This window comes from Serratia sp. G204Y, assembly GCF_051172435.1.
GTDB lineage: Bacteria > Pseudomonadota > Gammaproteobacteria > Enterobacterales > Enterobacteriaceae > Serratia > Serratia sarumanii.
In genome coordinates, this window is the sequence record NZ_JBPIZA010000001.1 from 959,195 (window position 1) to 984,333 (window position 25,139).

24 protein-coding genes are annotated in these 25,139 nt (G+C 59.6%); 12 read left to right on the forward strand and 12 right to left on the reverse strand.

Annotated features, from left to right (window positions below; genetic code table 11):
- Nucleotides 1–176: 176 nt before the first annotated feature.
- The 6 genes from ACSBQQ_RS04755 to oppF all read left to right on the forward strand — a co-directional run bounded on the left by ACSBQQ_RS04755 (nt 177) and on the right by oppF (nt 7,554).
- The gene (locus ACSBQQ_RS04755) at nt 177–1,814 is read left to right on the forward strand and encodes an ABC transporter substrate-binding protein (protein ID WP_033634786.1); all 1,638 of its coding nucleotides are present in this window, start codon (nt 177–179) and stop codon (nt 1,812–1,814) included.
- Nucleotides 1,815–1,963: 149 nt separating this feature from the next.
- Nucleotides 1,964–3,601, forward strand: a complete 1,638-nt coding sequence (oppA, locus tag ACSBQQ_RS04760; protein ID WP_033634785.1) for an oligopeptide ABC transporter substrate-binding protein OppA — start codon at nt 1,964–1,966, stop codon at nt 3,599–3,601.
- An 83-nt stretch (nt 3,602–3,684) separates the two neighbouring features.
- Complete coding sequence (gene oppB, locus ACSBQQ_RS04765; protein ID WP_033634784.1) at nt 3,685–4,605, forward strand: oligopeptide ABC transporter permease OppB; 921 nt, start codon at nt 3,685–3,687, stop codon at nt 4,603–4,605.
- A 14-nt stretch (nt 4,606–4,619) separates the two neighbouring features.
- Nucleotides 4,620–5,528 carry an oligopeptide ABC transporter permease OppC gene (gene oppC / locus ACSBQQ_RS04770; RefSeq protein ID WP_033634783.1) on the forward strand — a complete coding sequence of 303 codons (909 nt, stop codon included), beginning with the start codon at nt 4,620–4,622 and terminating at the stop codon, nt 5,526–5,528.
- Between the two features lie 11 nt (nt 5,529–5,539).
- Nucleotides 5,540–6,556 carry an ABC transporter ATP-binding protein gene (locus ACSBQQ_RS04775; RefSeq protein WP_033634782.1) on the forward strand — a complete coding sequence of 339 codons (1,017 nt, stop codon included), beginning with the start codon at nt 5,540–5,542 and terminating at the stop codon, nt 6,554–6,556.
- Nucleotides 6,553–7,554 carry a murein tripeptide/oligopeptide ABC transporter ATP binding protein OppF gene (gene oppF, locus ACSBQQ_RS04780; RefSeq protein WP_025303071.1) on the forward strand — a complete coding sequence of 334 codons (1,002 nt, stop codon included), beginning with the start codon at nt 6,553–6,555 and terminating at the stop codon, nt 7,552–7,554. Before ACSBQQ_RS04775 ends, oppF begins: the two co-directional genes overlap by 4 nt.
- 73 nt (nt 7,555–7,627) lie before the next feature.
- On the opposite strand, the gene ACSBQQ_RS04785 is transcribed toward oppF, so the two are convergent.
- Both ACSBQQ_RS04785 and cls read right to left on the reverse strand, forming a co-directional pair.
- Nucleotides 7,628–7,951 (reverse strand): HI1450 family dsDNA-mimic protein, encoded by a 324-nt coding sequence (locus ACSBQQ_RS04785; RefSeq protein ID WP_004932139.1) that lies wholly within the window; start codon nt 7,949–7,951, stop codon nt 7,628–7,630.
- 56 nt (nt 7,952–8,007) lie between these two features.
- Nucleotides 8,008–9,468 (reverse strand): cardiolipin synthase, encoded by a 1,461-nt coding sequence (gene cls / locus ACSBQQ_RS04790; protein WP_060427968.1) that lies wholly within the window; start codon nt 9,466–9,468, stop codon nt 8,008–8,010.
- Between the two features lie 242 nt (nt 9,469–9,710).
- Here cls and ACSBQQ_RS04795 point away from each other — a divergent pair, with 242 nt between their 5' ends.
- The gene (locus tag ACSBQQ_RS04795; protein WP_025159792.1) at nt 9,711–9,887 is read left to right on the forward strand and encodes a YciY family protein; all 177 of its coding nucleotides are present in this window, start codon (nt 9,711–9,713) and stop codon (nt 9,885–9,887) included.
- Nucleotides 9,888–9,932: 45 nt separating this feature from the next.
- Here ACSBQQ_RS04795 and ACSBQQ_RS04800 read toward each other — a convergent pair whose 3' ends face one another.
- Both ACSBQQ_RS04800 and smfY read right to left on the reverse strand, forming a co-directional pair.
- Entirely contained in the window at nt 9,933–10,424 is a 492-nt protein-coding gene (locus ACSBQQ_RS04800; RefSeq protein ID WP_004932132.1) for a Dps family protein, read from the reverse strand.
- A 200-nt stretch (nt 10,425–10,624) separates the two neighbouring features.
- Nucleotides 10,625–12,097, reverse strand: coding sequence for a multidrug efflux MFS transporter SmfY (smfY, locus tag ACSBQQ_RS04805; protein WP_043147562.1), 1,473 nt, complete (start codon nt 12,095–12,097; stop codon nt 10,625–10,627).
- A 127-nt stretch (nt 12,098–12,224) separates the two neighbouring features.
- Here smfY and ACSBQQ_RS04810 point away from each other — a divergent pair, with 127 nt between their 5' ends.
- Entirely contained in the window at nt 12,225–12,788 is a 564-nt protein-coding gene (locus ACSBQQ_RS04810) for a TetR/AcrR family transcriptional regulator (RefSeq protein WP_039565828.1), read from the forward strand.
- A gap of 141 nt (nt 12,789–12,929) precedes the next feature.
- Here ACSBQQ_RS04810 and ACSBQQ_RS04815 read toward each other — a convergent pair whose 3' ends face one another.
- From ACSBQQ_RS04815 to ACSBQQ_RS04835, 5 genes are all read right to left on the reverse strand, one after another.
- Nucleotides 12,930–13,937 carry a substrate-binding domain-containing protein gene (locus tag ACSBQQ_RS04815; RefSeq protein WP_033634778.1) on the reverse strand — a complete coding sequence of 336 codons (1,008 nt, stop codon included), beginning with the start codon at nt 13,935–13,937 and terminating at the stop codon, nt 12,930–12,932.
- 33 nt (nt 13,938–13,970) lie between these two features.
- The gene (locus tag ACSBQQ_RS04820; RefSeq protein ID WP_369783701.1) at nt 13,971–14,948 is read right to left on the reverse strand and encodes an ABC transporter permease; all 978 of its coding nucleotides are present in this window, start codon (nt 14,946–14,948) and stop codon (nt 13,971–13,973) included.
- A gap of 76 nt (nt 14,949–15,024) precedes the next feature.
- Nucleotides 15,025–16,530, reverse strand: coding sequence for a sugar ABC transporter ATP-binding protein (locus ACSBQQ_RS04825; RefSeq protein WP_049195458.1), 1,506 nt, complete (start codon nt 16,528–16,530; stop codon nt 15,025–15,027).
- Nucleotides 16,527–18,044: a xylulokinase gene (gene xylB, locus ACSBQQ_RS04830; RefSeq protein ID WP_060387853.1), complete on the reverse strand. Its 1,518-nt coding sequence runs from the start codon at nt 18,042–18,044 to the stop codon at nt 16,527–16,529. The genes ACSBQQ_RS04825 and xylB overlap by 4 nt, the downstream gene beginning before the upstream one ends.
- A 4-nt stretch (nt 18,045–18,048) precedes the next feature.
- On the reverse strand, nt 18,049–19,083 hold the full coding sequence (locus tag ACSBQQ_RS04835; RefSeq protein ID WP_060427970.1) for an NAD(P)-dependent alcohol dehydrogenase: 1,035 nt from the start codon (nt 19,081–19,083) through the stop codon (nt 18,049–18,051).
- A gap of 228 nt (nt 19,084–19,311) precedes the next feature.
- On the opposite strand from ACSBQQ_RS04835, the gene ACSBQQ_RS04840 reads away from it, so the two are divergent.
- Both ACSBQQ_RS04840 and ACSBQQ_RS04845 read left to right on the forward strand, forming a co-directional pair.
- Nucleotides 19,312–19,866 (forward strand): D-lyxose/D-mannose family sugar isomerase, encoded by a 555-nt coding sequence (locus ACSBQQ_RS04840; RefSeq protein ID WP_033648124.1) that lies wholly within the window; start codon nt 19,312–19,314, stop codon nt 19,864–19,866.
- A gap of 70 nt (nt 19,867–19,936) precedes the next feature.
- A complete protein-coding gene (locus ACSBQQ_RS04845) occupies nt 19,937–20,938 on the forward strand; it encodes a LacI family DNA-binding transcriptional regulator (protein ID WP_039565832.1) in 1,002 nt (333 codons plus the stop codon).
- Between the two features lie 17 nt (nt 20,939–20,955).
- On the opposite strand, the gene ACSBQQ_RS04850 is transcribed toward ACSBQQ_RS04845, so the two are convergent.
- Entirely contained in the window at nt 20,956–21,906 is a 951-nt protein-coding gene (locus tag ACSBQQ_RS04850) for a DMT family transporter (RefSeq protein ID WP_060427972.1), read from the reverse strand.
- A gap of 92 nt (nt 21,907–21,998) precedes the next feature.
- On the opposite strand from ACSBQQ_RS04850, the gene ACSBQQ_RS04855 reads away from it, so the two are divergent.
- Nucleotides 21,999–22,865 (forward strand): LysR substrate-binding domain-containing protein, encoded by an 867-nt coding sequence (locus tag ACSBQQ_RS04855; protein ID WP_060427974.1) that lies wholly within the window; start codon nt 21,999–22,001, stop codon nt 22,863–22,865.
- A gap of 33 nt (nt 22,866–22,898) precedes the next feature.
- On the opposite strand, the gene ACSBQQ_RS04860 is transcribed toward ACSBQQ_RS04855, so the two are convergent.
- Together ACSBQQ_RS04860 and ACSBQQ_RS04865 are read right to left on the reverse strand one after the other, a co-directional pair.
- Nucleotides 22,899–23,840: an amidohydrolase family protein gene (locus ACSBQQ_RS04860; RefSeq protein WP_033647587.1), complete on the reverse strand. Its 942-nt coding sequence runs from the start codon at nt 23,838–23,840 to the stop codon at nt 22,899–22,901.
- Nucleotides 23,841–24,011: 171 nt separating this feature from the next.
- Complete coding sequence (locus ACSBQQ_RS04865; RefSeq protein WP_033634770.1) at nt 24,012–24,308, reverse strand: YciI family protein; 297 nt, start codon at nt 24,306–24,308, stop codon at nt 24,012–24,014.
- 175 nt (nt 24,309–24,483) lie between these two features.
- Here ACSBQQ_RS04865 and ACSBQQ_RS04870 point away from each other — a divergent pair, with 175 nt between their 5' ends.
- A complete protein-coding gene (locus ACSBQQ_RS04870; RefSeq protein WP_033634769.1) occupies nt 24,484–25,137 on the forward strand; it encodes an epoxyqueuosine reductase QueH in 654 nt (217 codons plus the stop codon).
- Nucleotides 25,138–25,139: the final 2 nt, after the last annotated feature.

Genomic DNA, 25,139 nt, shown 5'->3' on the forward strand with positions numbered 1-25,139 from the left:
TATTGGCTATGGAATTTGGCTTCTGCTAATTTCCGAGCAACTTTCCCGTGGTCAATTAACTGAAATGCGCCATAAAAACGGGAATGATTTTTGCTGGTATCCGTTTATTTAGAATTCTTATAAACACTTCACAAACTTCGATAAGCGATGCTTGTCGGTGAAAAGGAGCCTCAATTATGCAGCAAACCCTGAAGCGTACTTCTTTGACCTTGTTGATTAGCGGCGCGCTGAGCGTCGGCGCCGTAAATAGCGGTTGGGCGGCGCAGGTGCCGGCCGGCGTTCAGTTGGCGCAGCAGCAGAATATTGTGATCAACAACGGCAGCGAAGTGGCTTCATTGGATCCGCATAAGGTCGAGGGCGTACCGGAAAGCAATATCATTCTTAACCTGCTGGAAGGGCTGGTGAGCACCGACGCCAACGGGCATGTGGTGCCGGCGGCGGCGGCGAGCTGGGAAAACCAGAATTATCAGCAATGGACTTTCCACCTGCGTCCCGGCGCGGTGTGGAGCGACGGCAGCCCGGTGACCGCGCAAGATTTCGTCTACAGCTGGCAGCGTCTGGCCGATCCGAAAATCGCCTCGCCCTACGCCAGCTACCTGCAATACACCAAAGTCGAGAATATCGACGACATCCTGACCGGTAAGAAGAGCCCGCAGACCCTCGGCGTCAAGGCGCTGGACGACCAGACGCTGCAGGTGACGCTGAGCGAGCCGGTGCCGTATTTCATCAGCATGCTGAGCCACACGTCGCTCAAACCGGTCAAACGGGCGGTGGTAGAGAAATTCGGCGATAAATGGACGCTGCCTGCCAACTACGTCGGTAATGGCGCTTACCGCCTGAAAGAGTGGGTGGTGAACGAGCGCATCGTGCTGGAGCGCAGCCCGAGCTACTGGAACAACAAGCAGACGGTGATCAATCAGGCGACCTTCCTGCCGATTACCTCGGAAGTCAGCGACGTTAACCGCTTCCGCAGCGGCGAGATCGATATCACCAACAGCGCCATTCCGCCGTACCTGTACGTCAAGATGAAGCGCGAAATGCCTGAACAGCTGCACGTTAACCCTTATCTGTGCACCTTCTATTACGAGCTCAATAACAAGCAGGCGCCGTTCACCGATGCGCGCGTGCGTACGGCGGTGAAGATGACGCTGGATCGTGACATCATCGCCAACAAGATTATGGGCCAGGGGCAGATCCCGGCCTACAGCTTCACGCCGACCTTCACGGAAGGCGCCAACTTCACGCCGCCCGCGTGGGCCGGCTGGAGCCAGGAACAGCGCAACGCCGAAGCCAGGAAACTGCTGGCGGAAGCGGGCTACAGCGACGCCAAGCCGCTGAAATTCTCGCTGCTGTACAACACCTCCGATCAAAACAAACAGCAGGCGATCGCCGCTGCGTCGATGTGGAAGAAGAACCTGGGCGCCGAGGTCACGCTGCGCAACCAGGAATGGAAAACGTCGCTGGAGAGCCGCCATCAGGGGCAATACGACGTGGCGCGCGCCACCTGGTGCGGGGATTACAACGAGCCCAGCGCGTTCCTGAACCTGGTGCTGTCCAACAGCAGCATCAATACCGTGTTCTATAAAAGCCCGGCGTTCGACGCCATCATGGCCGCCACGCTGAAGGCGCCGGATGAGGCCGCGCGCGCCGCGCTCTATCAGCAGGCGGAAGCGCAGCTGGACAAAGACTCCGCGTTGGTCCCGGTTTATTACCGCGTCAGCGCGCGGTTGATCAAGCCGACGGTGGGCGGGTTCACCGGCAAAGATCCGCTGGACTATACCGACGTTAAAAATCTGTACATTATCAAGCAGTAAAAGGGGTATTCCTGGCGCTAGTTCGCGGAGGAATATAGGGAAGGCCGGCCGCCGCATTCGTTCCGCGGCGGCGGGAAAACAGAGTCCGCTTACGGGCAACGCAGGCTCCACGAAGAGCCTGTGATAATAAAAAACTGGAGTCGATAAGTATGACCAACATCACGAAGAAAACGCTCATTGCCGCCGGCGTCATCGCCGCGCTGGGCATCACAGCAACCACCTCCGCCTTTGCCGCCGAGGTTCCTGCAGGCGTGCAACTGGCCGACAAGCAAGAAATCGTCAAAAACAACGGTTCCGAAGTGCAGTCGCTGGATCCGCACAAAATCGAGGGCGTGCCGGAAAACAACGTCACCCGCGATCTGATGGAAGGCCTGGCGAACAACAGCCCGGACGGTTCCATCGTGCCGGGCGTCGCGGAAAGCTGGGATAACAAGGATTTCAAAGTCTGGACCTTCCACCTGCGTAAAGACGCCAAATGGTCCAACGGCAAGCCGGTAACGGCGCAAGATTTCGTCTATAGCTGGCAGCGCGTGGTGGATCCGAAAACCGCGTCGCCTTACGCCAGCTACCTGCAATACGCCCACGTGGAAAACGTCGATGACATCATCGCCGGTAAAAAAGACAAGTCGACGCTGGGCGTGAAGGCCATCGACGACCACACCTTCCAGGTGACCCTGAGCGAGCCGGTGCCTTATCTGGTTGAAATGACCCCGCACTACGCCATGAAGCCGGTTTACAAAGACGCGGTGGAGAAGTTTGGCGAGAAGTGGACGCTGCCGGCCAACTACGTCAGCAACGGCGCCTACAAACTGAAAGACTGGATTGTCAACGAACGCATCGTACTGGAACGCAACCCGGAATATTGGGATAACGCCAAAACCATCATCAATAAAGTGACGTTCCTGCCTATTTCGTCGGAAGTGACCGACGTTAACCGCTACCGCACCGGCGAAATCGACATGACTTACAACAACATGCCGATCGAACTGTTCCAGAAGCTGAAAAAAGAGATCCCGAAAGAGGTGCATGTCGATCCTTACCTGTGCACCTATTACTACGAAATCAACAACCAGAAGGCGCCGTTCACCGATGCGCGCGTACGTGAAGCGCTGAAGCTGGGCATGGATCGCGACATCATCGTCAACAAGGTGAAAAACCAGGGCGATCTGCCGGCCTACAGCTTTACGCCGCCATACACCGACGGCGCCAAGCTGACCCCGCCGGAGTGGTTCGGCTGGACGCAGGAAAAACGCAACGAAGCGGCGAAGAAACTGCTGGCGGAAGCCGGCTACGGCCCGGGCAAACCGCTGACCTTCTCCCTGCTGTACAACACTTCAGACCTGCACAAGAAGCTGGCGATCGCCGCCGCCTCCATCTGGAAGAAAAACCTGGGCGTGGACGTGAAGCTGGTGAACCAGGAGTGGAAAACCTTCCTGGATACCCGCCATCAGGGCACCTATGACGTGGCGCGCGCCGGCTGGTGCGCCGACTACAACGAACCGAGTTCGTTCCTGAACATGATGTTGTCCGACAGCAGCAGTAACACCCCGCACTACAAGAGCGCCGAGTTCGACAAGCTGATGGCCAACGTGCTGACCGCGAAGACCAAAGACGAGCGCGCCGATCTGTATCAGAAAGCGGAAGTTCAGCTGGATAAGGATTCCGCCATCGTTCCGCTGTATTACTACGTGAACGCCCGTTTGGTGAAACCTTACGTCGGTGGCTACACCGGCAAAGACCCGCTTGATAACGTGTACGACAAAAACCTGTACATCATCAAGCATTGATACGGTAAGAGCCGGCGGCGCAGGCCGCCGGCCCATGTTGAGAATAATAAGCCGTCATCAGGCTGTCGCACAGGGTTAGGGCAATGCTTAAATTTATACTTCGTCGCTTGCTGGAAGCGATCCCGACACTATTTATCCTTATCACCATCTCATTCTTCATGATGCGCCTGGCGCCCGGCAGTCCATTTACCGGTGAGCGCGCATTGCCGCCAGAAGTTATGGCGAATATCGAGGCCAAATATCATTTGAACGACCCGATCTGGAAACAGTACGGTCATTATCTGGCGCAGCTTGCGCAGGGAGACTTCGGCCCGTCCTTTAAATACAAGGACTATTCGGTCAACGATCTGGTCGCCGGCTCTTTCCCGGTGTCCGCCAAACTCGGCCTGGCCGCGTTTCTGCTGGCGGTGGTGCTGGGGGTGAGCGCCGGCGTTGTCGCCGCGCTGAATCAGAACACCAAATGGGACTACACGGTGATGGGGTTCGCCATGACCGGGGTGGTGATACCCAGTTTCGTGGTGGCGCCGCTGCTGGTGCTGATCTTCGCCATCACGCTGAAATGGCTGCCGGGCGGCGGCTGGAACGGCGGCGCGCCTAAATTCATCATCCTGCCGATGGTGGCGCTGTCGCTTGCCTATATCGCCAGCATCGCCCGTATCACGCGCGGCTCGATGATTGAAGTGCTGCACTCCAACTTCATCCGCACCGCGCGCGCCAAAGGCTTGCCGATGCGTCGCATCATTTTCCGCCACGCGCTGAAGCCGGCGCTGCTGCCGGTGCTGTCCTACATGGGGCCGGCGTTCGTCGGCATCATCACCGGTTCGATGGTGATCGAAACCATCTACGGTCTGCCGGGGATCGGCCAGCTGTTCGTTAACGGCGCGCTGAACCGCGACTACTCCCTGGTATTGAGCCTGACCATTCTGGTGGGCGCACTGACCATTCTGTTCAACGCGATCGTCGATGTGCTGTATGCGGTCATCGATCCGAAAATCCGTTATTAATCTGGAGCACGCGAATGATGTTGACTAAAAAGAACAGCGAAGCTCTGGAACACTTCAGCGAGAAGCTGGAAGTGGAAGGACGCAGCCTGTGGCAAGACGCGCGCCGGCGCTTTATGCACAACCGCGCGGCGGTCAGCAGCCTGTTCATTCTGGTGTTGATCACGCTGTTTGTGGTGCTGGCGCCGATGCTGTCGCAATTTGCCTACGACGATACCGATTGGGCGATGATGTCCGCCGCGCCAAGCGTGGAATCGGGGCACTATTTCGGCACCGACTCCTCCGGGCGCGATCTGCTGGTGCGCGTGGCGATCGGCGGGCGCATCTCGCTGATGGTCGGCGTGGCGGCGGCGCTGGTGGCAGTGATCGTCGGCACCCTGTACGGCGCGATGTCCGGCTATCTGGGCGGCAAGGTCGACTCGGTGATGATGCGCCTGCTGGAGATCCTCAACTCCTTCCCGTTCATGTTCTTCGTGATCCTGCTGGTGACCTTTTTCGGCCAGAACATCCTGCTTATCTTCGTGGCGATCGGCATGGTGTCGTGGCTGGATATGGCGCGTATCGTGCGCGGCCAAACCCTCGGCCTGAAGCGCAAGGAGTTCATCGAAGCGGCGCTGGTGTGCGGCGTCTCCACGCGCAATATCGTGCTGCGGCATATCGTGCCGAACGTGCTCGGCGTGGTGGTGGTGTATGCCTCGCTGCTGGTGCCGAGCATGATCCTGTTCGAATCCTTCCTCAGCTTCCTGGGGCTGGGCACGCAGGAGCCGCTCAGCAGCTGGGGCGCATTGCTCAGCGACGGCGCCAACTCAATGGAAGTTTCACCGTGGTTGCTGCTGTTCCCGGCGGGTTTCCTGGTTGTCACTCTGTTCTGTTTCAACTTTATCGGCGATGGCCTGCGTGACGCCCTCGACCCGAAAGATCGTTAAGGAGTGCAATCATGAGCACCATTGAACATCCTCAACTGCAAACCGGCGCCGGGGTCAAAACGTCGCCGCTGCTGGACGTGAAAGACCTGCGCGTCACGTTCTCCACCCCGGACGGCGACGTGACGGCGGTGAACGATCTGAACTTCGACCTGCGCGCCGGCGAAACGCTGGGCATCGTCGGTGAATCCGGTTCCGGCAAATCGCAGACCGCGTTCGCCCTGATGGGGTTGCTGGCCAGCAATGGCCGCATCGGCGGTTCGGCCAAATTCAACGGCCGTGAAATTCTCAACCTGCCGGAAAATCAGCTCAACAAGCTGCGGGCCGAAGAGATCTCGATGATCTTCCAGGACCCGATGACCTCGCTCAACCCTTATATGCGCGTTGGCGAACAGCTGATGGAAGTGCTGATGCTGCATAAGAAAATGAGCAAAAGCGAAGCCTTCGAAGAGTCGGTACGCATGCTCGACGCGGTGAAAATGCCGGAAGCGCGCAAGCGCATGCGCATGTATCCGCACGAGTTTTCCGGCGGCATGCGCCAGCGCGTGATGATCGCCATGGCGCTGCTGTGCCGGCCGAAGCTGCTGATCGCCGACGAACCGACCACCGCGCTGGACGTGACCGTTCAGGCGCAGATCATGACGCTGCTCAACGAGCTGAAGCGCGAATTCAACACCGCGATCATCATGATCACCCACGACCTGGGCGTGGTGGCCGGCATCTGCAACAAGGTGCTGGTGATGTACGCCGGCCGCACCATGGAATACGGCAGCGCGCGCGAGGTGTTCTACCAGCCGAGCCATCCGTACTCCATCGGCCTGTTGAACGCGGTGCCGCGCCTCGACGCCGAAGGCGAAGCGCTGCTGACCATTCCCGGCAACCCGCCGAACCTGCTGCGGTTGCCGAAAGGCTGCCCGTTCCAGCCGCGCTGCCCGTACGCCATGGAACAGTGTGCGAGCGCTCCGCCGTTGGAGCAATTTGGGGAAGGGCGCCTGCGCGCCTGCTTTAAACCGGTGGAGGCGTTGGTATGACAGCGGTAACCGACAAGAAAGTGCTGCTCGAAGTGGCCGATTTGAAAGTGCACTTCGACATTCATGACGACAAACAGTGGTTCTGGCAGCCGCCGAAAACCCTGAAAGCGGTCGATGGCGTCACGCTGCGGCTGTTCGAGGGGGAAACCCTGGGCGTGGTCGGCGAGTCCGGCTGCGGCAAGTCCACCTTCGCGCGCGCCATCATCGGCCTGGTGAAAGCCACCAGCGGGCGCGTCGCCTGGCTGGGCAAAGATCTGCTGGGCATGAGCGACGCCGACTGGCGCAAAACCCGCAGCGATATCCAGATGATCTTCCAGGATCCGCTGGCTTCGCTCAACCCGCGCATGACCATCGGCGAGATCATCGCCGAGCCGCTGCGCACCTACTACCCGAAAATGCCGCGTCAGGAAGTGAAGGACAAGGTCAAGGCGATGATGCTGAAGGTCGGCCTGCTGCCTAACCTGATCAACCGCTACCCGCACGAGTTTTCCGGCGGCCAGTGCCAGCGTATCGGCATCGCGCGCGCGCTGATCCTCGAGCCGAAGCTGGTGATATGCGACGAGCCGGTCTCCGCGCTGGACGTGTCGATTCAGGCGCAGGTGGTGAACCTGCTGCAGCAGCTGCAGCGCGAGATGGGGCTGTCACTGATCTTTATCGCCCACGACTTGGCGGTGGTGAAGCACATTTCGGATCGCGTGCTGGTGATGTATCTGGGCCATGCGGTGGAGCTGGGCACCTATGACGAGGTGTACCACAATCCGCAGCACCCTTACACCAAGGCGCTGATGTCGGCGGTGCCGATCCCGGATCCGGACAAGGAGAAGGAAAAGCAGATCCAGCTGTTGGAAGGGGAGCTGCCTTCGCCGATCAACCCGCCGACCGGCTGCGTGTTCCGCACCCGCTGCCCGATCGCCGGGCCGGAGTGCGCCAAGACGCGCCCGCTGCTGGAGGGCAGTTTCCGCCATGCGGTTTCGTGCCTGAAGGTCGATCCGCTGTAATGCGCCGCTAGCCGGCAACAAAAAGCCCCGCTGAATGAGCGGGGCTTTTTTTATCCGATATGCTATCGGCGAATCACTCTTTCCACAGAATGTGGCACAGCTTGTGGTCTTTCTCGCGGCAGATCAGCACGCGGGCGAACACGTCGTTGATCGGCTCGCCGTCGCTGTCCGCCAGACCGATCACCACCTCGGCGAAGAAGTCCGGGTTCAGATCGTAATCCACGTGCTCGCTCCAGTCTTCGGAGGGGTCGTACAGTTCGGCGCCGCCGCGCTCTTCAAACTGCAGGTTGAACAGCAGAATATCCGCCGGATCCAGATTGTCGCCGGCCAATTCGAGGAAGATGTCGTAGGCCTGTTCCAGCGTTTCGTCTTCGGTAAGGCGGTTATTCAAATCCATAAAAAAATCCTGATAACAAATGATTTGGCGCTATTAAAGCACGCTCGTCGCGGCTTTTACAGCAGCGGGCTGAAAAAGTAGAACAGGCGCTCGACCAGGCGATGCCAGAACGGCCGCTTCAGCCACTCTTTGGCGTTCAGCAGTTTGGAACGGGCGATGTAATCTTCCTGCACGCAGGCCAAATCGCTGCCGAAGCCGTCATCATCGATCACCAGCGTGATCTCGAAATTCAGCCACAGGCTGCGCATATCCAGATTGACGGTGCCGACCAGGCTGAGTTGCCCGTCCACCAGCACGCTCTTGGTATGCAGCAGGCCGCCTTCGAACTGATAGATTTTTACTCCGGCCTCCAGCAGCTCGGAGAAGAACGCGCGGCTGGCCCAGCGCACCATCATCGAATCGTTGTCGCGCGGTACGATGATGCTGACCTCGACGCCGCGCAGGGCGGCGGTGCAGATGGCGTGCAGCAGATCGTCGCTCGGCACGAAGTACGGCGTGGTCATGATCAGCTGTTCGCGCGCAGAATAGACCGCGGTCAGCAGCGCCTGGTGGATCATCTCCTCGGGGAAGCCGGGGCCGGAGGCGATCACCTGAATGGTGTGGCCGCTCTCCTGTTCGAACGGCATGATGTTGACGTCCGGCGGCGGCGGCAGAATGCGCTTGCCGGTTTCAATCTCCCAGTCACAGGCATAGACGATGCCCATGGTGGTGGCCACCGGGCCTTCCATGCGCGCCATCAGGTCGATCCACTGGCCGACGCCCGCATCCTGCTTGAAGTAGCGCGGATCGACCATGTTCATGCTGCCGGTATAGGCGATGTAGTTGTCGATCAGCACCACCTTGCGGTGCTGACGCAGATCCATGCGGCGCAGGAACACGCGCAGCAGGTTGACCTTCAGCGCTTCCACCACTTCGATGCCGGCATTGCGCATCATCGCCGGGTAGGGGCTGCGGAAAAATTGCAGGCTGCCGGCGGAGTCGAGCATCAGGCGGCAGTGTACGCCGCGCCGCGCGGCGGCCATCAACGATTCGGCCACCTGATCGACCAGGCCGCCGGGCTGCCAGATATAGAACACCATTTCGATGTTGTGGCGCGCCAGCTCGATGTCGCGGATCAGCGCTTTCAGCGTGTCGTCGGTGGTGGTGAGCAGCTGCAGCTGGTTGCCCTTGACGCCGTCGATGCCCTGGCGGCGGTTGCACAGCTGGAACAGCGGTTCGGCGACTTCGCTGTATTCGGTGGCGAAGATGCGGCGGCTCTCTTTCAGCTCCTTCAGCCAACGGGCGGTCGACGGCCACATGGCCTTGGCGCGCTCGGCCCGGCGTTTGCCTAGATGCAGCTCGCCGAACGATAAATAGGCCACGATGCCGAACAGCGGCAGAATATAGATAACCAGCAGCCAGGCCATGGCAGAGGGAACCGCACGGCGTTTCATCAAAATGCGCATCGTCACGCCGGCGATCAGCAGCCAGTAGCCTAACACCATGAGCCAACTGATTACGGTATAAAATGTTGTCATAAAGGCGAAAAATCCCGTTCGCAAACCACCAATGATGAGTGTACGCACAGATCGGGCAAGGCGAAACCTTTTATCGGCGCTTATGTTACATAAATATGATGAAGTTAAGGCACTTGCTGAAAATGAAAGGGCGGCTTTTGCCCGCGCGGCGTCCGCTGTGCCGCCGATAACGGCGGCTTGGATCACGGGCGGAAAGGGCTATAATGCCCGCGGTTGGCATTAGACGAACGAGTGACGGAATTATGAGACGCAGTAGAAATGAAGTGGGCCGCTGGCGCATGTTGCGGCAGAGCCAACGCCGCCGGCATCGCTGGCTGGAGCGCCAGTCGTGCAGCAATCGCCATATCATCCGGGTGCGGCGCCGCCTGGACGATCAGCATCGGCGCGCGCTGCTGTTTGCGGTATCCTGCGAGTGGTAAAACGAAAACAGTCCCGTAAGGGACTGTTTTGTTATGGCGCCAGGGTTATTTGCCCAGATAGGCGTTGAGCATCCAGACCTGTTTTTCCTGCTCTTTGATGTAATCGCTCATCAGCGACGCGGTGCCTTCGTCACCGGCGTCCGCCGCCACCGTCAGCAGTTCACGCTGCTGTTGCAGCAAGATTGAATACCCTTCCAACAGGCCGCGCAGCGTGCCCTTATCATCGGTCACGTTGGTGTGTTCCTTGATGTCGGCGGTTTTCAGATAGTCGCTGAAAGCGTGACGCGGCTGCGAGCCCAGCGTCAGAATACGTTCCGCCAGCTCGTCCACCTTGGTCAGCAGATCGTTATATGTCTCTTCGAACTTCGCGTGCAGTTCAAAGAACTGCGGGCCGGTAATGTTCCAATGATAGCCGCGCACGTTCATATACAGCACCTGATAGTTCGCCAACAGCGCGTTCAGCGCTTCGGCGAGTTTTGCCGATTGTTTACTGTCGAGGCCGATATGGGTTTTCGCTGCTTTCTTTGCCGTTGCCATAATAATCTTCTCCTGATTATCTGTTCCGATAGTAGACAGAATCAATTTCCATAGGGGATACAGTAACCGGATTTATCGCAGGGTTAAACACGATAACAGGCATTATTGCCATCGTTCAAACCGATGACGACAAATCCGTCGAGCAAATTGCCGAATCAGTTTACGCAGGTTCCGCCGGCGAAAAAAGCCGCTTTTATCGGTTACTTGCGCAGCGCCAGTTTTACCGCCCCGGCGCCCAGCGCCATTAACAGCGCGGCGGCGATCAGTACCGTAATAAACGCGCGATCAAAGGCCAGACGCGCCAGCTGCGTCAGCTGCTGCGCGCGATCGGCCGCCATCCCGGCCGCCAGGCGCAGGGCTTCGTCGATGCTGTCGTATGCCAGCGGGTTGACCGGCAGCTCCGCCGGCAGCGCCAGGCTATGGCTGTAAACCGCCGTCATCAACCCGCCGAGCAGCGTCACGCCCAGCACGCCGCCCAGTTCGTAGGAGACGTCCTCGATCGACGCCGCCATGCCGGATTTTTCCTCCGGCGCGTTCAGCATGATGGCGGTGGAAGCGGCGGTGATCACGCCGCCGAGGCCAAAGCCCACCAGCGCCAGGCTGACCAATTGCAATGCCATGCCGCTCTGGTATGACGCGGCAAGACCGGCGATGCCGAGAGTGGTCAGGACAAAACCGCCGAGGATGATGCTGCGTTCGCCGTAGCGCGGCAACAGCAGGCCGGCTACGGGCCCCGCCAGCGCCGAGGCCAGCGGGATCGGCAAAATAAACAGCGCCGCCTGCAGCGGGCTGAGGCCGAGCACCAGCTGTAGGCGTTGGCTGAGCACCAGTTCGATGCCGATCAGCGCTACCATCGACAACAGCGCCACGCCGATGCCGCCGGCGAACAGCCGGTTGCGGAACAGAGAGAAATCGATCATCGGGTGGGCGCTGCGCTGCTGACGACGCACGAACAGGGCCAGGAACAACACGCCGATCAGGGCTGCCACAAGCAAGGCACTCACATCAGGCGTCGGCTTGCTCAGCTCCTTCAGCGCATAGATAGCGCCGACCAGACCAATCATAATCTGCACCGAGCCGACGATGTCCGAAGGGCGCGGGTTATCGCCACCGCAGCGCGGGATCAGTTTCCACGCCAGCGGCCAGACCAGCAGCACGACCGGCACATTGATCAGGAACACCGAACCCCACCAGAAATACTCCAGCAGCAGGCCGCCGACCACCGGGCCGATGGCCGCGCCGCCGGAGGCCACCGAGGCCCAGATGCCGATCGCCAGCGCGCGTTCGCGTTCGTCGGTAAAGACGTGGCGCACGATGGACAGCGTGGCGGGCATCATCATCGCCGCGCCAACGGCGAGGAACACCCGGGCGGCGATCAGCCACTCGGCGGTGGGCGAGAACGCGGCGCACAGTGACGCGACGGCAAACACCGGCAGTCCGGCGAGAAACAGCCGTTTATGGCCGATGCGATCGCTCAGCATGCCGGCGCCGGGCAACAGGCCGGCCACCACCAGCGGATAGGCGTTGACGATCCAGAGTTTTTGCGAGGCGCTGGCGTCCAGCGCCTGGGTTAAGCGCGGCAGGGCGGTATATAACACCGTCATATCGATGACGATCAGGAACAGGGCGCTGGCGACCATTGTCAGGATCAACCAGCGGTTCTTGGCGTACATAAGTCATAATCCAGTTAAAGTGGGCCGCGCGGAGGCGCCGCCATTCGGATAACCCACCGGCGATGCCGGGTGGTATACTGGTGATAATATATATCCATACGTTCGTATTGAAAAGAGGGGTTTCTTAATGGGACGTCAACGCAGCATCGATCGCGACAAGGTTTTGGACATCGCCGAAGAAATCGTCGCCACCCAGGGCGCCGCCGGCTTGACCATCGACGCCGTCGCCAAAGCGATGGGGATCTCCAAGGGCGGGGTGCAGTATTGCTTTGGCAGCAAAGACGCCCTGATTGATGCCATGTTCGATCGCTGGGGCAGTGCCTATGAAACGCTGTTCACGGCTATCGCCGGCGACGATCCTTCACCGCAGACCGCTGTGCGGGCGCATATGCTGGCCACCCACAGTTCGGATCAGACCGCCAGCGCCAAGGCCGCCGGGCTGATGGCGACGCTGATTCAAACGCCGGAGCATCTGGCGAGCACGCGCGAATGGTATCGCAGCCGCATCGCCGGGCTCGATTTGACCACCGAAGAGGGCAAGCGCGCGCGCCTGGCGTTTCTCGCCACAGAAGGCGCCTTTATGCTGCGTTATTTTGGTTTGATGGATATCGACCAGGCGGAATGGGAAACGATGTTCACCGATATGCAGGCGTTGATTTTAACTGAGGATGCCTATCGCACTGATAGCTAGTAAAGCCCGCAGTGAAGGGCGTATGGTTATCGAACAAGATATTCCCTCGAAGAACTTTTAAGCCAGCCACTCCGTGCTGGCTTTTTTTTGTTTGTAGGCAAGCGCCCAAGCGGTGCCCCCTGGAGGCAGGGGGCGGGGGGATTATTTACGGGCGTCCAACAGCGATTGGGCGTTCTCTGCGGTGACGACGGTCCACGGAATGTAATAATGCTTCTGCGTGCCGCCTTCCCATTTCAGATCCTTGGCGTACTGTTTCCAGATATCCGACTGTGGCTGATAGCTTTCACCTTTCACGGCGCGCAGCGCGACGTCGATGGACCCCTGCATCTGGCCTTTGGCATCTTGCAGGATAGAGACCATTTCACCGGCCTGCACCGCATGAATCGCGTCGGAAACGCCGTCAACGCCGGCAATCGCGAAGTCCTTCACATTCAGGCCGGCGCCTTTAATCGCCTCGATAGCGCCCAGCGCCATCTCGTCGTTTTGGCCAATCACGCCGTTGATTTTGCCCCGATGTTTCTGCAGCCAGTTTTCCATCAGCGGCTGCGCTTCCGCGCGTGACCAGTTGGCCGTTTTGCGTTCAAGCACGGTGACCTGGCCGGCGCCGCACTCGGCTATCGCTTTATCATTGCCCTTGCCGCGCTGGATCTCACCGCTGCCGCCTTTCGGGCCTTCGATAATCACCACGTTCACCTTATGGTTCTTGCAGTCGAGTTTGTCCAGTACGGCTTTGGCTTCCAGATATCCCCCCAACTCGTCGTTAGACACCACTTCAGACGTCATCGCGTCCGTGTTCAGGCGCGCATTGGTGACCACCACCGGGATTTTGGCCTCGTTGGCATTGGTGACGATATCGATATTGGCCTCAAAATCCATAGGGTTGACGATAATGGCATCGGCGCGCGTCTGGATAGCGGTGGCGGCCTGATCGTTTTGCACCGATGCATCATAACGCCCATCGTAGAAGGTCAGCACGGCTTCGCCGCTTTTCACCGCCGGGTGTTCCTTCCCGAACCTTTCCATCAATTGCACGAACTCGGCTTTGTTGCCGTACATCAATACCGCGATTTTAACCGGGGCGGCCTGGGCTGCCGACAGGCTGCCCAGCATCAGGGCAGAGGCAAACAACGCTATCTTGGTCTTATTCATGGTTTTCTCCTGGTAGAGTTGGGTCTGGTGTTATTAATCGCGCTGTTGCTTACGCGAGGGGTCGAGCAAGACGGCAAGGACAATCAATGCGCCTTTGATAATTTGTTGGTAATACGACTGCACGCCGAGCAGATCGAGGCCGTTATTCATCACCCCGATAATCAGCACGCCGAAGAAGGTGCCGACCAGCGTACCGACGCCGCCGGCCATGCTGGTGCCGCCGATCACCACCGCCGCGATGGCGTCCAGCTCATACCCTGCGCCGGCATTGGTCTGCGCCGAACCGGTGCGCGCCGTGAGGATCAGGCCGGCGATGCCGGCCAGCGCGCCGCACAGCGTATACACCAGTATTTTGATGCGGGTCACGTTAATCCCCGAGGTGCGCGCGCTCTTCGGGTTGCCGCCGACGGCGTAGATGTAACGCCCGAAGAGGGTTTTATTCAGCACGAGCCAGGCGAGGGCGAACAGCACGATGAAGATGATGACGGGCACCGGAACGCCGCCGACATAGCCATTGCCTAACCAGCGGAAATCGCTGTTCAATTGCGATACCGGATTGCCGTTGGTGGTCAGCATGGTTAAACCGCGCGCCGCGGAGAGCATGCCCATGGTGACGATAAACGGCTGCAGCCGATAACGGGCTAACACGGTGCCGTTCATCAGGCCGCAGACGATGCCGATGCCCAGCGCCACAATCAGCGGCGCCATGACGGCGGTCGCGGTGTCGCCGATAGCCAATCCGCTGTTGTTGGTGGCGAAGCGAGCGGCGACGATCCCGCTTAACGCCAGCACCGAGCCCACGGAGAGATCGACGCCTGCCGTGATAATGACGAAGGTCATGCCGATCGCCAGAATGCCGTTGATCGAGACCTGGCGCAGGACGATCAGGGTGTTTTCATTGCTGAGAAAATAGTTGCTGCTCCAGGCCCCCTGAGCGACCTGATATTCGCCAATCAGCGCCACGATCAGGCACAGGGCGAAAAAGGCGATGATAATGCCGTATTTGTGCATACGGCGCTTATTGCGGGTGAAAAATGAAATTCCTGGTGATAAGGAGTGGGCGCTGCTCATTTTTTTTCTCTCTCTGTTAAACCGCAAGTTTCATCAGTGCTGCCTGGGTCGCATCGGCTGCCGAAAGCTCGCCGGCCAACTGCCCGTCACGAAACACCAATATGCGATCGCTCATGCCGATAATTTCCGAAAGCTCGGAGGAAACCATAATGATTCCTTTGTTTTGCAAGGCGAACTCCGACATAAATCGATAGATCTCTTTCTTGGCCCCGACGTCGATACCGCGCGTCGGCTCGTCGAGCAGCAAAACCTCCGGATCCAGCAGCGCCCAACGGCCCAGCACCACTTTTTGCTGGTTGCCGCCGCTCAGGTTGCCCACCGGCTGTTCGCCGTCGTGGGTTTTAACGTTGAAGCGCTGGATCATGTCGCGGGTTCGCGCCTGCTCCCGTTTCTCGCTGACAAACCCCATCCGGCTGATGGCGGCAAAAGAGGCGATATTGATGTTTTCACTGACGGAACGGCACAGCACCAGGCCGGTTTCCTTGCGATCTTCTGTCACGTAGGCAATACCGCTGTCGATGGCCTCGCGCGGAGAGTGGCGGTTCAGCGTCTTGTCGCCCAGGCGAATCGTGCCGCTGTCGGCATGCTGAATGCCGAAGATAAGATCGAGAAATTCACTGCGGCCCGATCCCACCAGCCCATAGATGCCCAGGATCTCACCGTGCTTCAGCTGCAGGCTGATATCTTTTATCTTGCTGCGCCAACACAGGTTATTGACCGCCAGCAAGACCTGTTCGCCGGGCTGATTGAATTTGGCGAACTCGCTGTCGTACTCGCCGCCAATAATGTGTTCGATCAGCTGTTCACGGGTAATGTCGGCGATATAGCCTTCATGGATATAGGCGCCGTCGCGGAAAATGGTGTAGCTGTCCGCGATTTGGAATATCTCTGACAAACGGTGAGAGACGTAAATAATGCCTTTACCTTTTGCCGCCAGTTGCTGAAGCGTCTGAAAGATTTTCTGCGCATCCTCTTCGCCAATCGCCGAAGTGGGTTCATCCATGATGATGATGTCGGCATTGGCATGCGACAGCGCCTTGGCGATCTCGACCAGCTGCTGTTCGGCGACGCTCAGGTTGCGCATTTTTTCTCGGGCGTCGATCTTGAAATCGAGTTCTTTGAGCAGGCTGGTCGTGCGCTGGTTGAGCGTTGCGAAATCGACGAACCCCAGGCGTCTCGGCTCGCGGCCCAGCCAAATGTTTTCGGCCACCGTCAGATCCGGGATCGCGCTCAATTCCTGCTGCACGATGGCGATGCCGGCATTGAGGGCTTCCCGAGGATGATGAAATTCGCAGCGTTGGCCATTGATAAAAATGTCGCCGCCATCGGGTTGAATAAAGCCCATCAGAATGCTGAGAAAGGTGGATTTACCCGCGCCGTTGCCGCCGCACAGGGCATGGATGGATCCGCGCCGCAGGCAAAACTCCGCATTCTTGAGCGCCACGACCGGGCCGAAGGCTTTCCTGACGCCGCTGACCTCCAGCAGGTAGGCGGGCGCTGGCGTATGGGGATCTCGCGTCACAGTTGCACCTCCGGGTAGTTCTGCTGCAAGCGTTGCAGGTAGCGTTGATAAAGCGTCTCGTATTGCGCCTGCCTGCCGGCGTTTGGCGGCGTGCGCGTGGCCTCATCCAGCGCAACGAAGCGTTGGCACAGTTCGGCCAGCAATGCGGCGGCGTTCCGGCGCGGATCGTCGGCCAACATCGTCGCCCACATCGCCTGAATGGCGCCGCCCAGCGCCGCGGTCTCTTTGGCTTTCAGACAGACCACCGGGCATCCCATTACGTCCGCGACGATTTGTCGCCAGGCGGCGCTGCGGGCGCCGCCGCCGGTGAGGCGGATTTCGCGCGCTTCGATGCCCTGACGGCGAAATAGCTCGATGCCATAGCGCAACCCATACGTGGCGCTTTCGACCACCGCCAGGCAGAGATTGGCGCGGGTAAAGTTGTCGCTATCGAGGTTATGCAGGCTGGCGCGCGCGTGGGGCAATGGCGGAACGCGTTCGCCATTGAAGAACGGCAGCATCTCGACACCGCCTGCGCCGGGCGAAGCCTGCGCCAGCAAAGCGTTAAAGCCGGCAAGATCTTGGTCCAGCAGCGTTTGTACCGCGGTGGTGGCCGAGGTGACGTTCATGGTGCAAATCAATGGCAGCCACCCGTTGGTGCTGGAGCAGAAGCCGGCAATCATGTCCGATTCCGCCGTGACGGGGGCGCCGGACCAGGCGAACAGCGTGCCGGAGGTGCCCAGGCTCAGGGTGAGGGTGCCGGCCTCGATGTTGCCGGAACCGATGGCCGCCATCATGTTGTCGCCGCCGCCGGTCGAGACCCGCACTGCCGGGCCGAGGCCGAGTTTTTCCGCCGCGGCGGGGCGCACCGTGCCGATGCAGCACTCCGCGCTTTTGAGCGGCGGCAGGGCTTGCCACAGGCGGCCGCTGTCGTCGATGAGATCGACGGCGGTTTTGCTCCAGCGACGGGTGCGCACATCGAACAACCCGGTGCCGGAAGCGTCGCCATATTCCGCTACGCGCTCCCCGGTCAGCCAGAAGTTCAAGTAGTCATGGGGCAATAACACGGTATGCAGTTGTGCCCACAACGCCGGATGGTGCGTCTTGAACCAAAGGATTTTTGACGCGGTATAGCCGGTGGCGATCCTCAGGCCAAGCGTTTCCAGCGAGCCGTTGGCTCCGCCGAGCTGTTGCAGGAGCCGTTCGTTTTCCTCTGCGGTTTCGGTATCGCACCACAGCTTGACGCTGTGCAGCACGTTGCCATCTGCGTCCAGCGGCACAAACCCATGTTGTTGGCCCGAGACCCCCAGAGCGTGAATCTCCCGTGCATCAACGCCGGCGTGAGTCACGGCTTGGCGAAAAGCGATGACTAGCGCCTCAATCCACCAGTCGGCCTCCTGTTCGCGCCGGCCATTGGCTTGGCTGATGAGGCGGTGAGGGGCATTGCCCTCACCGAGGATCACGCCCTGTGTGCTGTCGACAATCACGACTTTCGTGCCTTGCGTACCGCAGTCTATGCCAGCATAGAGCGCCATAGGATCACTCCATCTCCAGCATGATTTTGATGTCTGAGGCATGTCCCGCCGCCGCGCGCTCGAAGGCCGCCACGCTGTCGGAGAACTTGTAGGTTTGGCTTATCAACGGCTGGACGCGCAGCTTGCCGCTGCTCAACAGCCGCAGCGTGCGCGGGTACATGTTGGCGTAGCGGAAAATGGTCTTGAAGGTAATTTCCTTGGCCTGCGCGGCGACGATATCCAGCGGCGCGGCATCGATCGGCATGCCGACCAGCACGGCGGTCGCCCCGGGCGCCGCATGTTCGGCCAGCGTAGCGATAGCCGGTTTCGCGCCGCTGCATTCAAACACGACATCGGCGCCATTGCCGCTGGTGAGGGCGGCTACTTTCCCCGCCAGGTCGCCGGTTTTGATATTGACGGCGTGCAGCCCCTCGTAACTGGCCGCAACGGCGAGTTTTTCGTCGAACAGATCGCAAATAATGACGTCCGAGCAGCCGCCCGCCAGCGCCGCGAGGGCGGTGACCACGCCGATCGGCCCGGCGCCGATCACCAGCGCGATATCGCCGGGTTTGATCCCGGCTTTGGTGGCCGCTTGCATGCCGATGGCTAAGGGTTCCACCATGGCGCCTTCAGCGAAACTGACGTTGTCCGGCAATTTGAACGTGAAGGCGGCAGGGTGGATGACGGTTTCGCGCAGGCAACCGTGTACCGGCGGCGTCGCCCAGAAGCGAACGGCCGGGTCAAGGTTGTAAATGCCGGCGCGCGTCTGCGCCGAGTTGAGACCGGGAATGCCGGGCTCCATGCAAACGCGATCGCCGATGCTGAGGTGAGTGACGTTTTTACCTGTCGCGAGTACCACGCCGGAGGCTTCATGGCCGAGCACCATCGGGGCGTTAACCACGAACGGGCCAATGCGGCCATGTTGGTAATAGTGCACATCACTGCCGCAGATGCCCACGGAATGAATTTTTATCTGCACATCATCGGGGCCCAGCGTTTCGGCAAGCTGGACGTCCTCGATAGCGATTTCCCCCGCTTTGGCCAACACTAATGCTTTCATATTGCCTCCTGGTGAATCATTTTTATGGTAACGGTATCATTTCAATGCGGCGATATTGGGCCAAAGCGAGGGGGTAAACTGTGATCGATGTTGGAATTACTCGACGAGAGTTAATTTTGCTGGTGGGTTGTTATTCAATATGGGGATAACGATCACAAAATCGGCGATGCAATGACGGTTTTAATATCAGCGTGTTGATATCGATACCGTTACTTTGCAGGGGAAATGATGAACAAACGACAAACCGCCATGGCCGCTACGCTGGAATATTTGCGCAAGGCGGACATTATTCTGACCGAAGAAGAACAGCAACGTATTGAAATTGCGACATTTGGCCTGGCCGACTATCCCGTGTCAGGGCTGCAACTGCTGACCTATGTCAACTCGCCTCGCTATTGTGCGAAAGAGTTGGTGCTGTTTCCAGAGCAGACTTGCCCGGAACATTTGCATCCTCCTTTCGCCGGCACGCCGGGTAAGCAAGAGACGTTTCGCTGCCGTTGGGGCGAGGTGTTTCTGTTTGTCGATGATGAAAACCTGACGCTTAATGACGCCGGCGGCGAACCGGTATGCCGGGTGCCAGAGGGCGCGGAGCCTTGGTATACCTGCAATCGCTATATCCTCTTGCGGCCGGGCGAGCAATACACCATCGCGCCCAATACCCGGCACTGGTTTCAGGCTGGAAAGCGGGGGGCGGTGGTGTCCGAGTTCTCTTCCGAGAGCCGTGACGAACTGGATATCTTTACCGATCCCCGGATTAACCGCCTGGCGGGCGTAAACCATTAGCGCCACGATGAAAGTTCTGTCATGATGTTGTTAATGGTACAAAATGATACTCAAAGCTAAGGAGCTGCATTTGGCAGTGGGTCGAGGACGGAAAGCGACGCTGGCTAGCGTGGCCGCACAGGCAAACGTCAGTAAAATCACCGCGTCGCGGGCATTTTCACAGCCGGACAAGGTTCATCCGGAAACGCTGCGTCGCATTCGGGAGACCGCTGCCGAACTCGGTTATGTGGTCAATGCCGCAGCGCGCAACCTGCGGGCGAAAAGCAGCAGAACCATCGGTATCGTCAACCCTGATATGGCCAACCCGTTCTTTGGCGGTCTGACGCGGCTGATGACGCTTGAAGCGCAAAAAATGGGGTATGACACCCTGGTGTTCGACTCCTATGAGTCTCAGGAAAGCGAAGACAGAATCATCGACAAACTGATTGGCTACAACGTCGATGCGATCATTCTCTCGGTCATTTCCAACGATCATCTGTACCAGCCTTCCTACCTAAAACGGTTGGAAACCTTGAATATTCCGGTGGTTTTGATCGACCGGGAGCTGGATAATCGCCACTGCAGCGGGGTGTATATCGATAACCTGGACTGCGGCCTCCAGGCGGGGCGCTGGCTGCTGGAACAGAAGGCGCAGCGGGTGGTGGTGGTCTCCGGGCCGGAAAACTCCAACGTGGCGCGTGACAGGGTCACTGGCTTGCAAGCGGCATTACAAGGCAAGGTGGCGTCGCTTGAAGTGCTGTATGCCGATTTCTTTATGGATGTCGCCTGGCAAGAGACGAGCCGATGGCTGGCCAATAACCGCGCGCCGGACTTTTTCGTCGGCTGCAATAACCAGATCTCCCTGGGTATTATCAAGGCCTGCATTGAACACCGGCTGCCGTTGATGCAGGACGTGTCGCTGTTCAGCATCGATGAGGTTTCACATGCTGAGATCTACGGTTTTCATTTCCCCTGCGTGTCGCATGATTTGCAAGAGATCGCCTGGCAAGCGTTGAATCTGGCGATCCGGCGCATTGCTGACCCCGATATCAAGCCGGGCAAGGTGGTGGTGCGGGGAAAACTCATCGCGTAGCGGCGGCGCCGTTCGCTTTACCCGTCATTTTTCAGCGCGTTGCGCCGTTTACGGCTCATCCCCCCGGCGGGACGGATTAGCAACCACAAACCGCTTCCTGCGGCCGCCGCGCCCAGCAGCATCGGCCAGGAAAGGGGCTCATCGAACATTAACCATGCCCAGCAGAAAGTGACGAAGGGACTGAGAAGCAGCAGGCTCGTCACGCGCAGCGCAGAGGTGAGCCTTAGACAAAACCAGTACAGCCCGTAGCCGCCCAGCGTCGCCAGCAGCGCGGTCCAAAGCACGCCGATCACAAAACCCGTCGTCATGGTTGGCAGCAACGGGCCTTCAGCGCCTGCCATCGCGGCGAAAGCCAGTGCTGAAACCGCGCTTTGTATCCCCAGCGCGGCCGGCAAACTCATTGCCTGCGTCTGCGGCAGCCTTTGCTGCCACAGCGTCGCCAGCGCCAGCGACAGCATCCCCGCCAGCGGCAACAAGTAGCTCCACATTGGGGCGTTTCCCCATGAGATGGCGCTGCCGGTCGCCAGCGTTACCCCGCTAACCCCCAATGTTAACCCGAACCCGACGCGGCCATCGGGCAGGCGACGTTGCAACAGCATGCTCAGCAGCGCCGTGCCGAGAGGGAGCAAATCGGCGATGAGCGCGGCCAGCCCGGCCGGCACGCCATATTCAATGCCTTTGCTGACGCCGGTCAGGTAACCGGTCATGGCGAGCAACCCGATCCCGGCGTGAACAGCTACCGTCAGCGGAGATGCGCGCCTTATGGCGCTCAGGCTAAACGGCAGCAGCGCGAACGCGACCACCACGCTGCGCCAGAACGCCACCAGCAACACCGGCGCGTAATCGGCGGCGAAGCGGATGCCGACGAAACCGGAGCTCCAGGCCACGATCAGCAGCACCTCGGCCGCAGCCAGCCAGAGGGCGGCTTTGCCGCAGTGGGAAGAGGGGCGGAATTGTGGCAGGGACATGGTGGTCACCTCCTTTTCCGCCCGATGGTAGTGAGTGGCTATAATTTAATAAATCGAATAATTTTTGTTTAGTCGTTTAACGGAGTTAAATCATGCGGCCGACATTGGATATCGATCTCTTGCGCACTTTTCACGCCATTGCGCGTTTGGGGCAATTTCGCGCAGCGGCGGCATTTGTCAATCGCAGCCCCGCCGCCGTGAGCGTGCATATCCAGCGCCTGGAACAGATGGCGGGCGGGCGCCTGCTGGAGCGTGACAATCAGTCCGTGGCGCTGACGCCGCTGGGAAACAGGCTGCTGGCCTCGACGCTCGTGCTGCTGAACGCCCATGACGATATTCTGCGGGAGCTGCAGGGCGCGCCGCTGAGCGGCCATATCAAATTGGGATTGCCCGATGAGTACGCTTCTCATGTGATACGCCATATTTTGCCGCGGTTTGCCGACAGTTTTCCCGCAGTGGAGCTGGAGGTCTCTACCGCCGCCAGCCAGGCGCTGGCGGAACAAATTGGCCGTAATCGGCTGCATCTTGCGCTGGTGGTTCAACCCTCGGGGAGACAGTGCCAGACACCGCTTGCGGTGACTGCGCCGGTGTGGGCCGGAGGCCGTTCGCTGGCGCTGCAGGCTAACCGGCCGTTGCCGCTGGCGTTGCATGCCGCCGACTGCCCTTATCGCGAAGCGATGCTCGAGGCGTTGACGGCCGCGGGGCGGCCATGGCGGGTCATTTTAAGCAGTCCCTCGGCCAGCGTGGTGGCCTCGTGCGTAGAGGCGGGGCTGGCCGTCACGTTGCTCGATCGGGCGCGGCTCTCTGGCGCGATGCGGATACTCGAAGAGTTGCCACCGGTCGCGCCGTATGAGGTGCAGCTGCTGCGCTCTTTCGCCGCCGACGGCGAGCCTGCGACGACGATGCTGGAGAAAGTCATCGGCGAGTATTTTCAGGCCGGTGAACGCATCGCGCAGTAAGCGCGGCCAAACCTGGGAGAGCCGCCTCACATCCTATAGCCCAAACACCGCCGCCGCATTGCGATCCAAAATGGCGTTCACGTCTGCCTCCGGCAATCCCGCACGGCGGATGTAGTCCACCGTGGTTTGAAACAGGTCGCCCGGCTGGAACGGGAAATCGGTGCCGAACAGCAGCCGCTCTGCGCCGAAGGTCGCCGCCGCCGCTTGCAATGCGGGCACCTGATCGTGGCCTACCGTGTCGTACCACATGCGCAGGGCGGCGCGGCTTGGCGGTTCCGGCGTATGCGGCGCTTCCCACGCGACGGTTTGGTCGAGACGCTCCAGCGTCATCGGCAGCAGGCCGCCCAGGTGCGGCACAATGATTTTCATCTCCGGAAAGCGTTGGGGGATGCCGTGGAGAATAAAGTGCATGGCGGCGACCGTATCTTCGATCGGCGCGCCAATCGACCAGGTCAAAGCGTAATCGGCGATCAGCGGCGAATGCGCGCCGCGGCCGGCGGGATGAATGGCCAGCACGCTTTGGCGGCGATTGAGTTCCTGATAGAGCGGCTCGAACAGCGGGTTGGCAATAGACAGCCCGAGCACCGAGGTGGTGATGCAGGCGCCCAGCATATTGAGCTGGGTAAAGGCCCTTTCAAGCTCGCGTAACGCCGCGTCGATATGCGGCAGCGGCAAAGAAGCGATAGCCCGAAAGCGGGTGGGATAACGCGCTACCAGTTCCGCATATTCATCATTGATCCGGCGTGCGGCATCAACGGCCGCCTGTTCGTCTTCCAGATGCGGCGACAGCGGCGTCGCCGACAGGATTTGCATGTCGATGCCGGCGCTGTCCAGCAGGGCGAAGCGCGCGTCGAGTTCGCGCTCGGTGCGGCCGGCGCCCAGTTGCCGATAGGCGGCGACGTCGTGCACGCCATGCGCTTGCAAAAGATCCAGATACTCTGTGCTCCACAGGTGAGCGTGTACGTCGAGTCGCATCGGTCGATCTCCGGAGTTCGCGGCGATGCCGCGGGTTCAGGAGAGTATAGGCAGGCGACGCGACGCCTCCTGAAGGGAGAGCATTTTTTCTACCGACGGGTTAGGGTGAGAGCACGCATTGATCCGGGAACGGCGCGCGAACGGGCGTTCCCGGTATTGGGGGGCTGGAGATCAGAACACCTGCTTGAACGGTTTCACCGTCACGTCGGCATAGACACCGGCGGCGATATAGGGATCCTGTTGCGCCCAGGCCTGGGCTTGCGCCAGCGACTCGAATTCGGCGATCACCGTCGAACCGGTAAAGCCGGCGGCGCCGGGATCGTTGCTGTCGATGGCCGGGTTAGGGCCGGCGACCACCAGGCGACCGGCGTCGCGCAGCGCCTGCAGGCGCGCCAGGTGTGCTGGACGCACCGCCAGACGATTTTCCAGCGAGTTGGGGACGTCTTGCGCGTAGATCAGATAAAGCATGTTTCACCTTTAAAATCATGGCTATAAAACGGTGCTACCAAGGTAGCGCAAAAGGCGCGACAGGGGAACGGCGTAGGGCGAATTTCCCGGCGGATTGGCGCTTATGCCTTGAAGCCGCTACTTTTTATTCGTATAGTGCGGCGCGCTTAAACTGATATGCCATTGAGGTGAGGACATGACGGAACTGGTAAGGGAAAAACTCGATTTGCCGGCGGGCAAAAGCAAACTGCTGCTGCATTCGTGCTGCGCGCCCTGTTCCGGCGAGGTAATGGAAGCGATCCAAGCCTCCGGGATCGAGTACGCCATTTTCTTCTATAACCCCAATATTCATCCGCAAAAAGAGTATTTGTTGCGCAAGGAAGAGAACATCCGCTTCGCCGAAAAGCACGGGGTGCCGATCATCGATGCCGATTACGATACCGACAATTGGTTCGCCCGCGCCAAGGGGATGGAGAATGAGCCGGAGCGCGGCATTCGTTGCACCATGTGTTTCGACATGCGTTTCGAGCGCACGGCGCTGTATGCGCATGAGCACGGTTACGACACCATCTCCAGCTCGCTCGGCATTTCGCGCTGGAAGAACATGCAGCAGATCACCGACTGCGGCATTCGCGCGGCGGAAAAGTATCCTGACCTGGTGTACTGGGATTACAACTGGCGCAAGAAGGGCGGTTCGTCGCGCATGATAGAGATCAGCAAGCGCGAACGCTTCTATCAGCAGGAATACTGCGGCTGCGTCTATTCGCTGCGCGACACCAACCTGCACCGCAAGGCGCAAGGGCGGCCGCTGATCAAGCTGGGCGTGCTTTACTATGGCGATGAAGAATAACG

What these genes read in the sequence shown, in the direction of transcription:
- ACSBQQ_RS04755 (WP_033634786.1), top strand. Translation starts at nt 177, where the DNA reads ATGCAGCAAACCCTGAAGCGTACTTCTTTGACCTTGTTGATTAGCGGC.
- oppA (WP_033634785.1), top strand. Translation starts at nt 1,964, where the DNA reads ATGACCAACATCACGAAGAAAACGCTCATTGCCGCCGGCGTCATCGCC.
- oppB (WP_033634784.1), top strand. Translation starts at nt 3,685, where the DNA reads ATGCTTAAATTTATACTTCGTCGCTTGCTGGAAGCGATCCCGACACTA.
- oppC (WP_033634783.1), top strand. Translation starts at nt 4,620, where the DNA reads ATGATGTTGACTAAAAAGAACAGCGAAGCTCTGGAACACTTCAGCGAG.
- ACSBQQ_RS04775 (WP_033634782.1), top strand. Translation starts at nt 5,540, where the DNA reads ATGAGCACCATTGAACATCCTCAACTGCAAACCGGCGCCGGGGTCAAA.
- oppF (WP_025303071.1), top strand. Translation starts at nt 6,553, where the DNA reads ATGACAGCGGTAACCGACAAGAAAGTGCTGCTCGAAGTGGCCGATTTG.
- ACSBQQ_RS04785 (WP_004932139.1), bottom strand. Translation starts at nt 7,951, where the DNA reads ATGGATTTGAATAACCGCCTTACCGAAGACGAAACGCTGGAACAGGCC.
- cls (WP_060427968.1), bottom strand. Translation starts at nt 9,468, where the DNA reads ATGACAACATTTTATACCGTAATCAGTTGGCTCATGGTGTTAGGCTAC.
- ACSBQQ_RS04795 (WP_025159792.1), top strand. Translation starts at nt 9,711, where the DNA reads ATGAGACGCAGTAGAAATGAAGTGGGCCGCTGGCGCATGTTGCGGCAG.
- ACSBQQ_RS04800 (WP_004932132.1), bottom strand. Translation starts at nt 10,424, where the DNA reads ATGGCAACGGCAAAGAAAGCAGCGAAAACCCATATCGGCCTCGACAGT.
- smfY (WP_043147562.1), bottom strand. Translation starts at nt 12,097, where the DNA reads ATGTACGCCAAGAACCGCTGGTTGATCCTGACAATGGTCGCCAGCGCC.
- ACSBQQ_RS04810 (WP_039565828.1), top strand. Translation starts at nt 12,225, where the DNA reads ATGGGACGTCAACGCAGCATCGATCGCGACAAGGTTTTGGACATCGCC.
- ACSBQQ_RS04815 (WP_033634778.1), bottom strand. Translation starts at nt 13,937, where the DNA reads ATGAATAAGACCAAGATAGCGTTGTTTGCCTCTGCCCTGATGCTGGGC.
- ACSBQQ_RS04820 (WP_369783701.1), bottom strand. Translation starts at nt 14,948, where the DNA reads ATGCACAAATACGGCATTATCATCGCCTTTTTCGCCCTGTGCCTGATC.
- xylB (WP_060387853.1), bottom strand. Translation starts at nt 18,044, where the DNA reads ATGGCGCTCTATGCTGGCATAGACTGCGGTACGCAAGGCACGAAAGTC.
- ACSBQQ_RS04835 (WP_060427970.1), bottom strand. Translation starts at nt 19,083, where the DNA reads ATGAAAGCATTAGTGTTGGCCAAAGCGGGGGAAATCGCTATCGAGGAC.
- ACSBQQ_RS04840 (WP_033648124.1), top strand. Translation starts at nt 19,312, where the DNA reads ATGAACAAACGACAAACCGCCATGGCCGCTACGCTGGAATATTTGCGC.
- ACSBQQ_RS04850 (WP_060427972.1), bottom strand. Translation starts at nt 21,906, where the DNA reads ATGTCCCTGCCACAATTCCGCCCCTCTTCCCACTGCGGCAAAGCCGCC.
- ACSBQQ_RS04855 (WP_060427974.1), top strand. Translation starts at nt 21,999, where the DNA reads ATGCGGCCGACATTGGATATCGATCTCTTGCGCACTTTTCACGCCATT.
- ACSBQQ_RS04860 (WP_033647587.1), bottom strand. Translation starts at nt 23,840, where the DNA reads ATGCGACTCGACGTACACGCTCACCTGTGGAGCACAGAGTATCTGGAT.
- ACSBQQ_RS04865 (WP_033634770.1), bottom strand. Translation starts at nt 24,308, where the DNA reads ATGCTTTATCTGATCTACGCGCAAGACGTCCCCAACTCGCTGGAAAAT.
- ACSBQQ_RS04870 (WP_033634769.1), top strand. Translation starts at nt 24,484, where the DNA reads ATGACGGAACTGGTAAGGGAAAAACTCGATTTGCCGGCGGGCAAAAGC.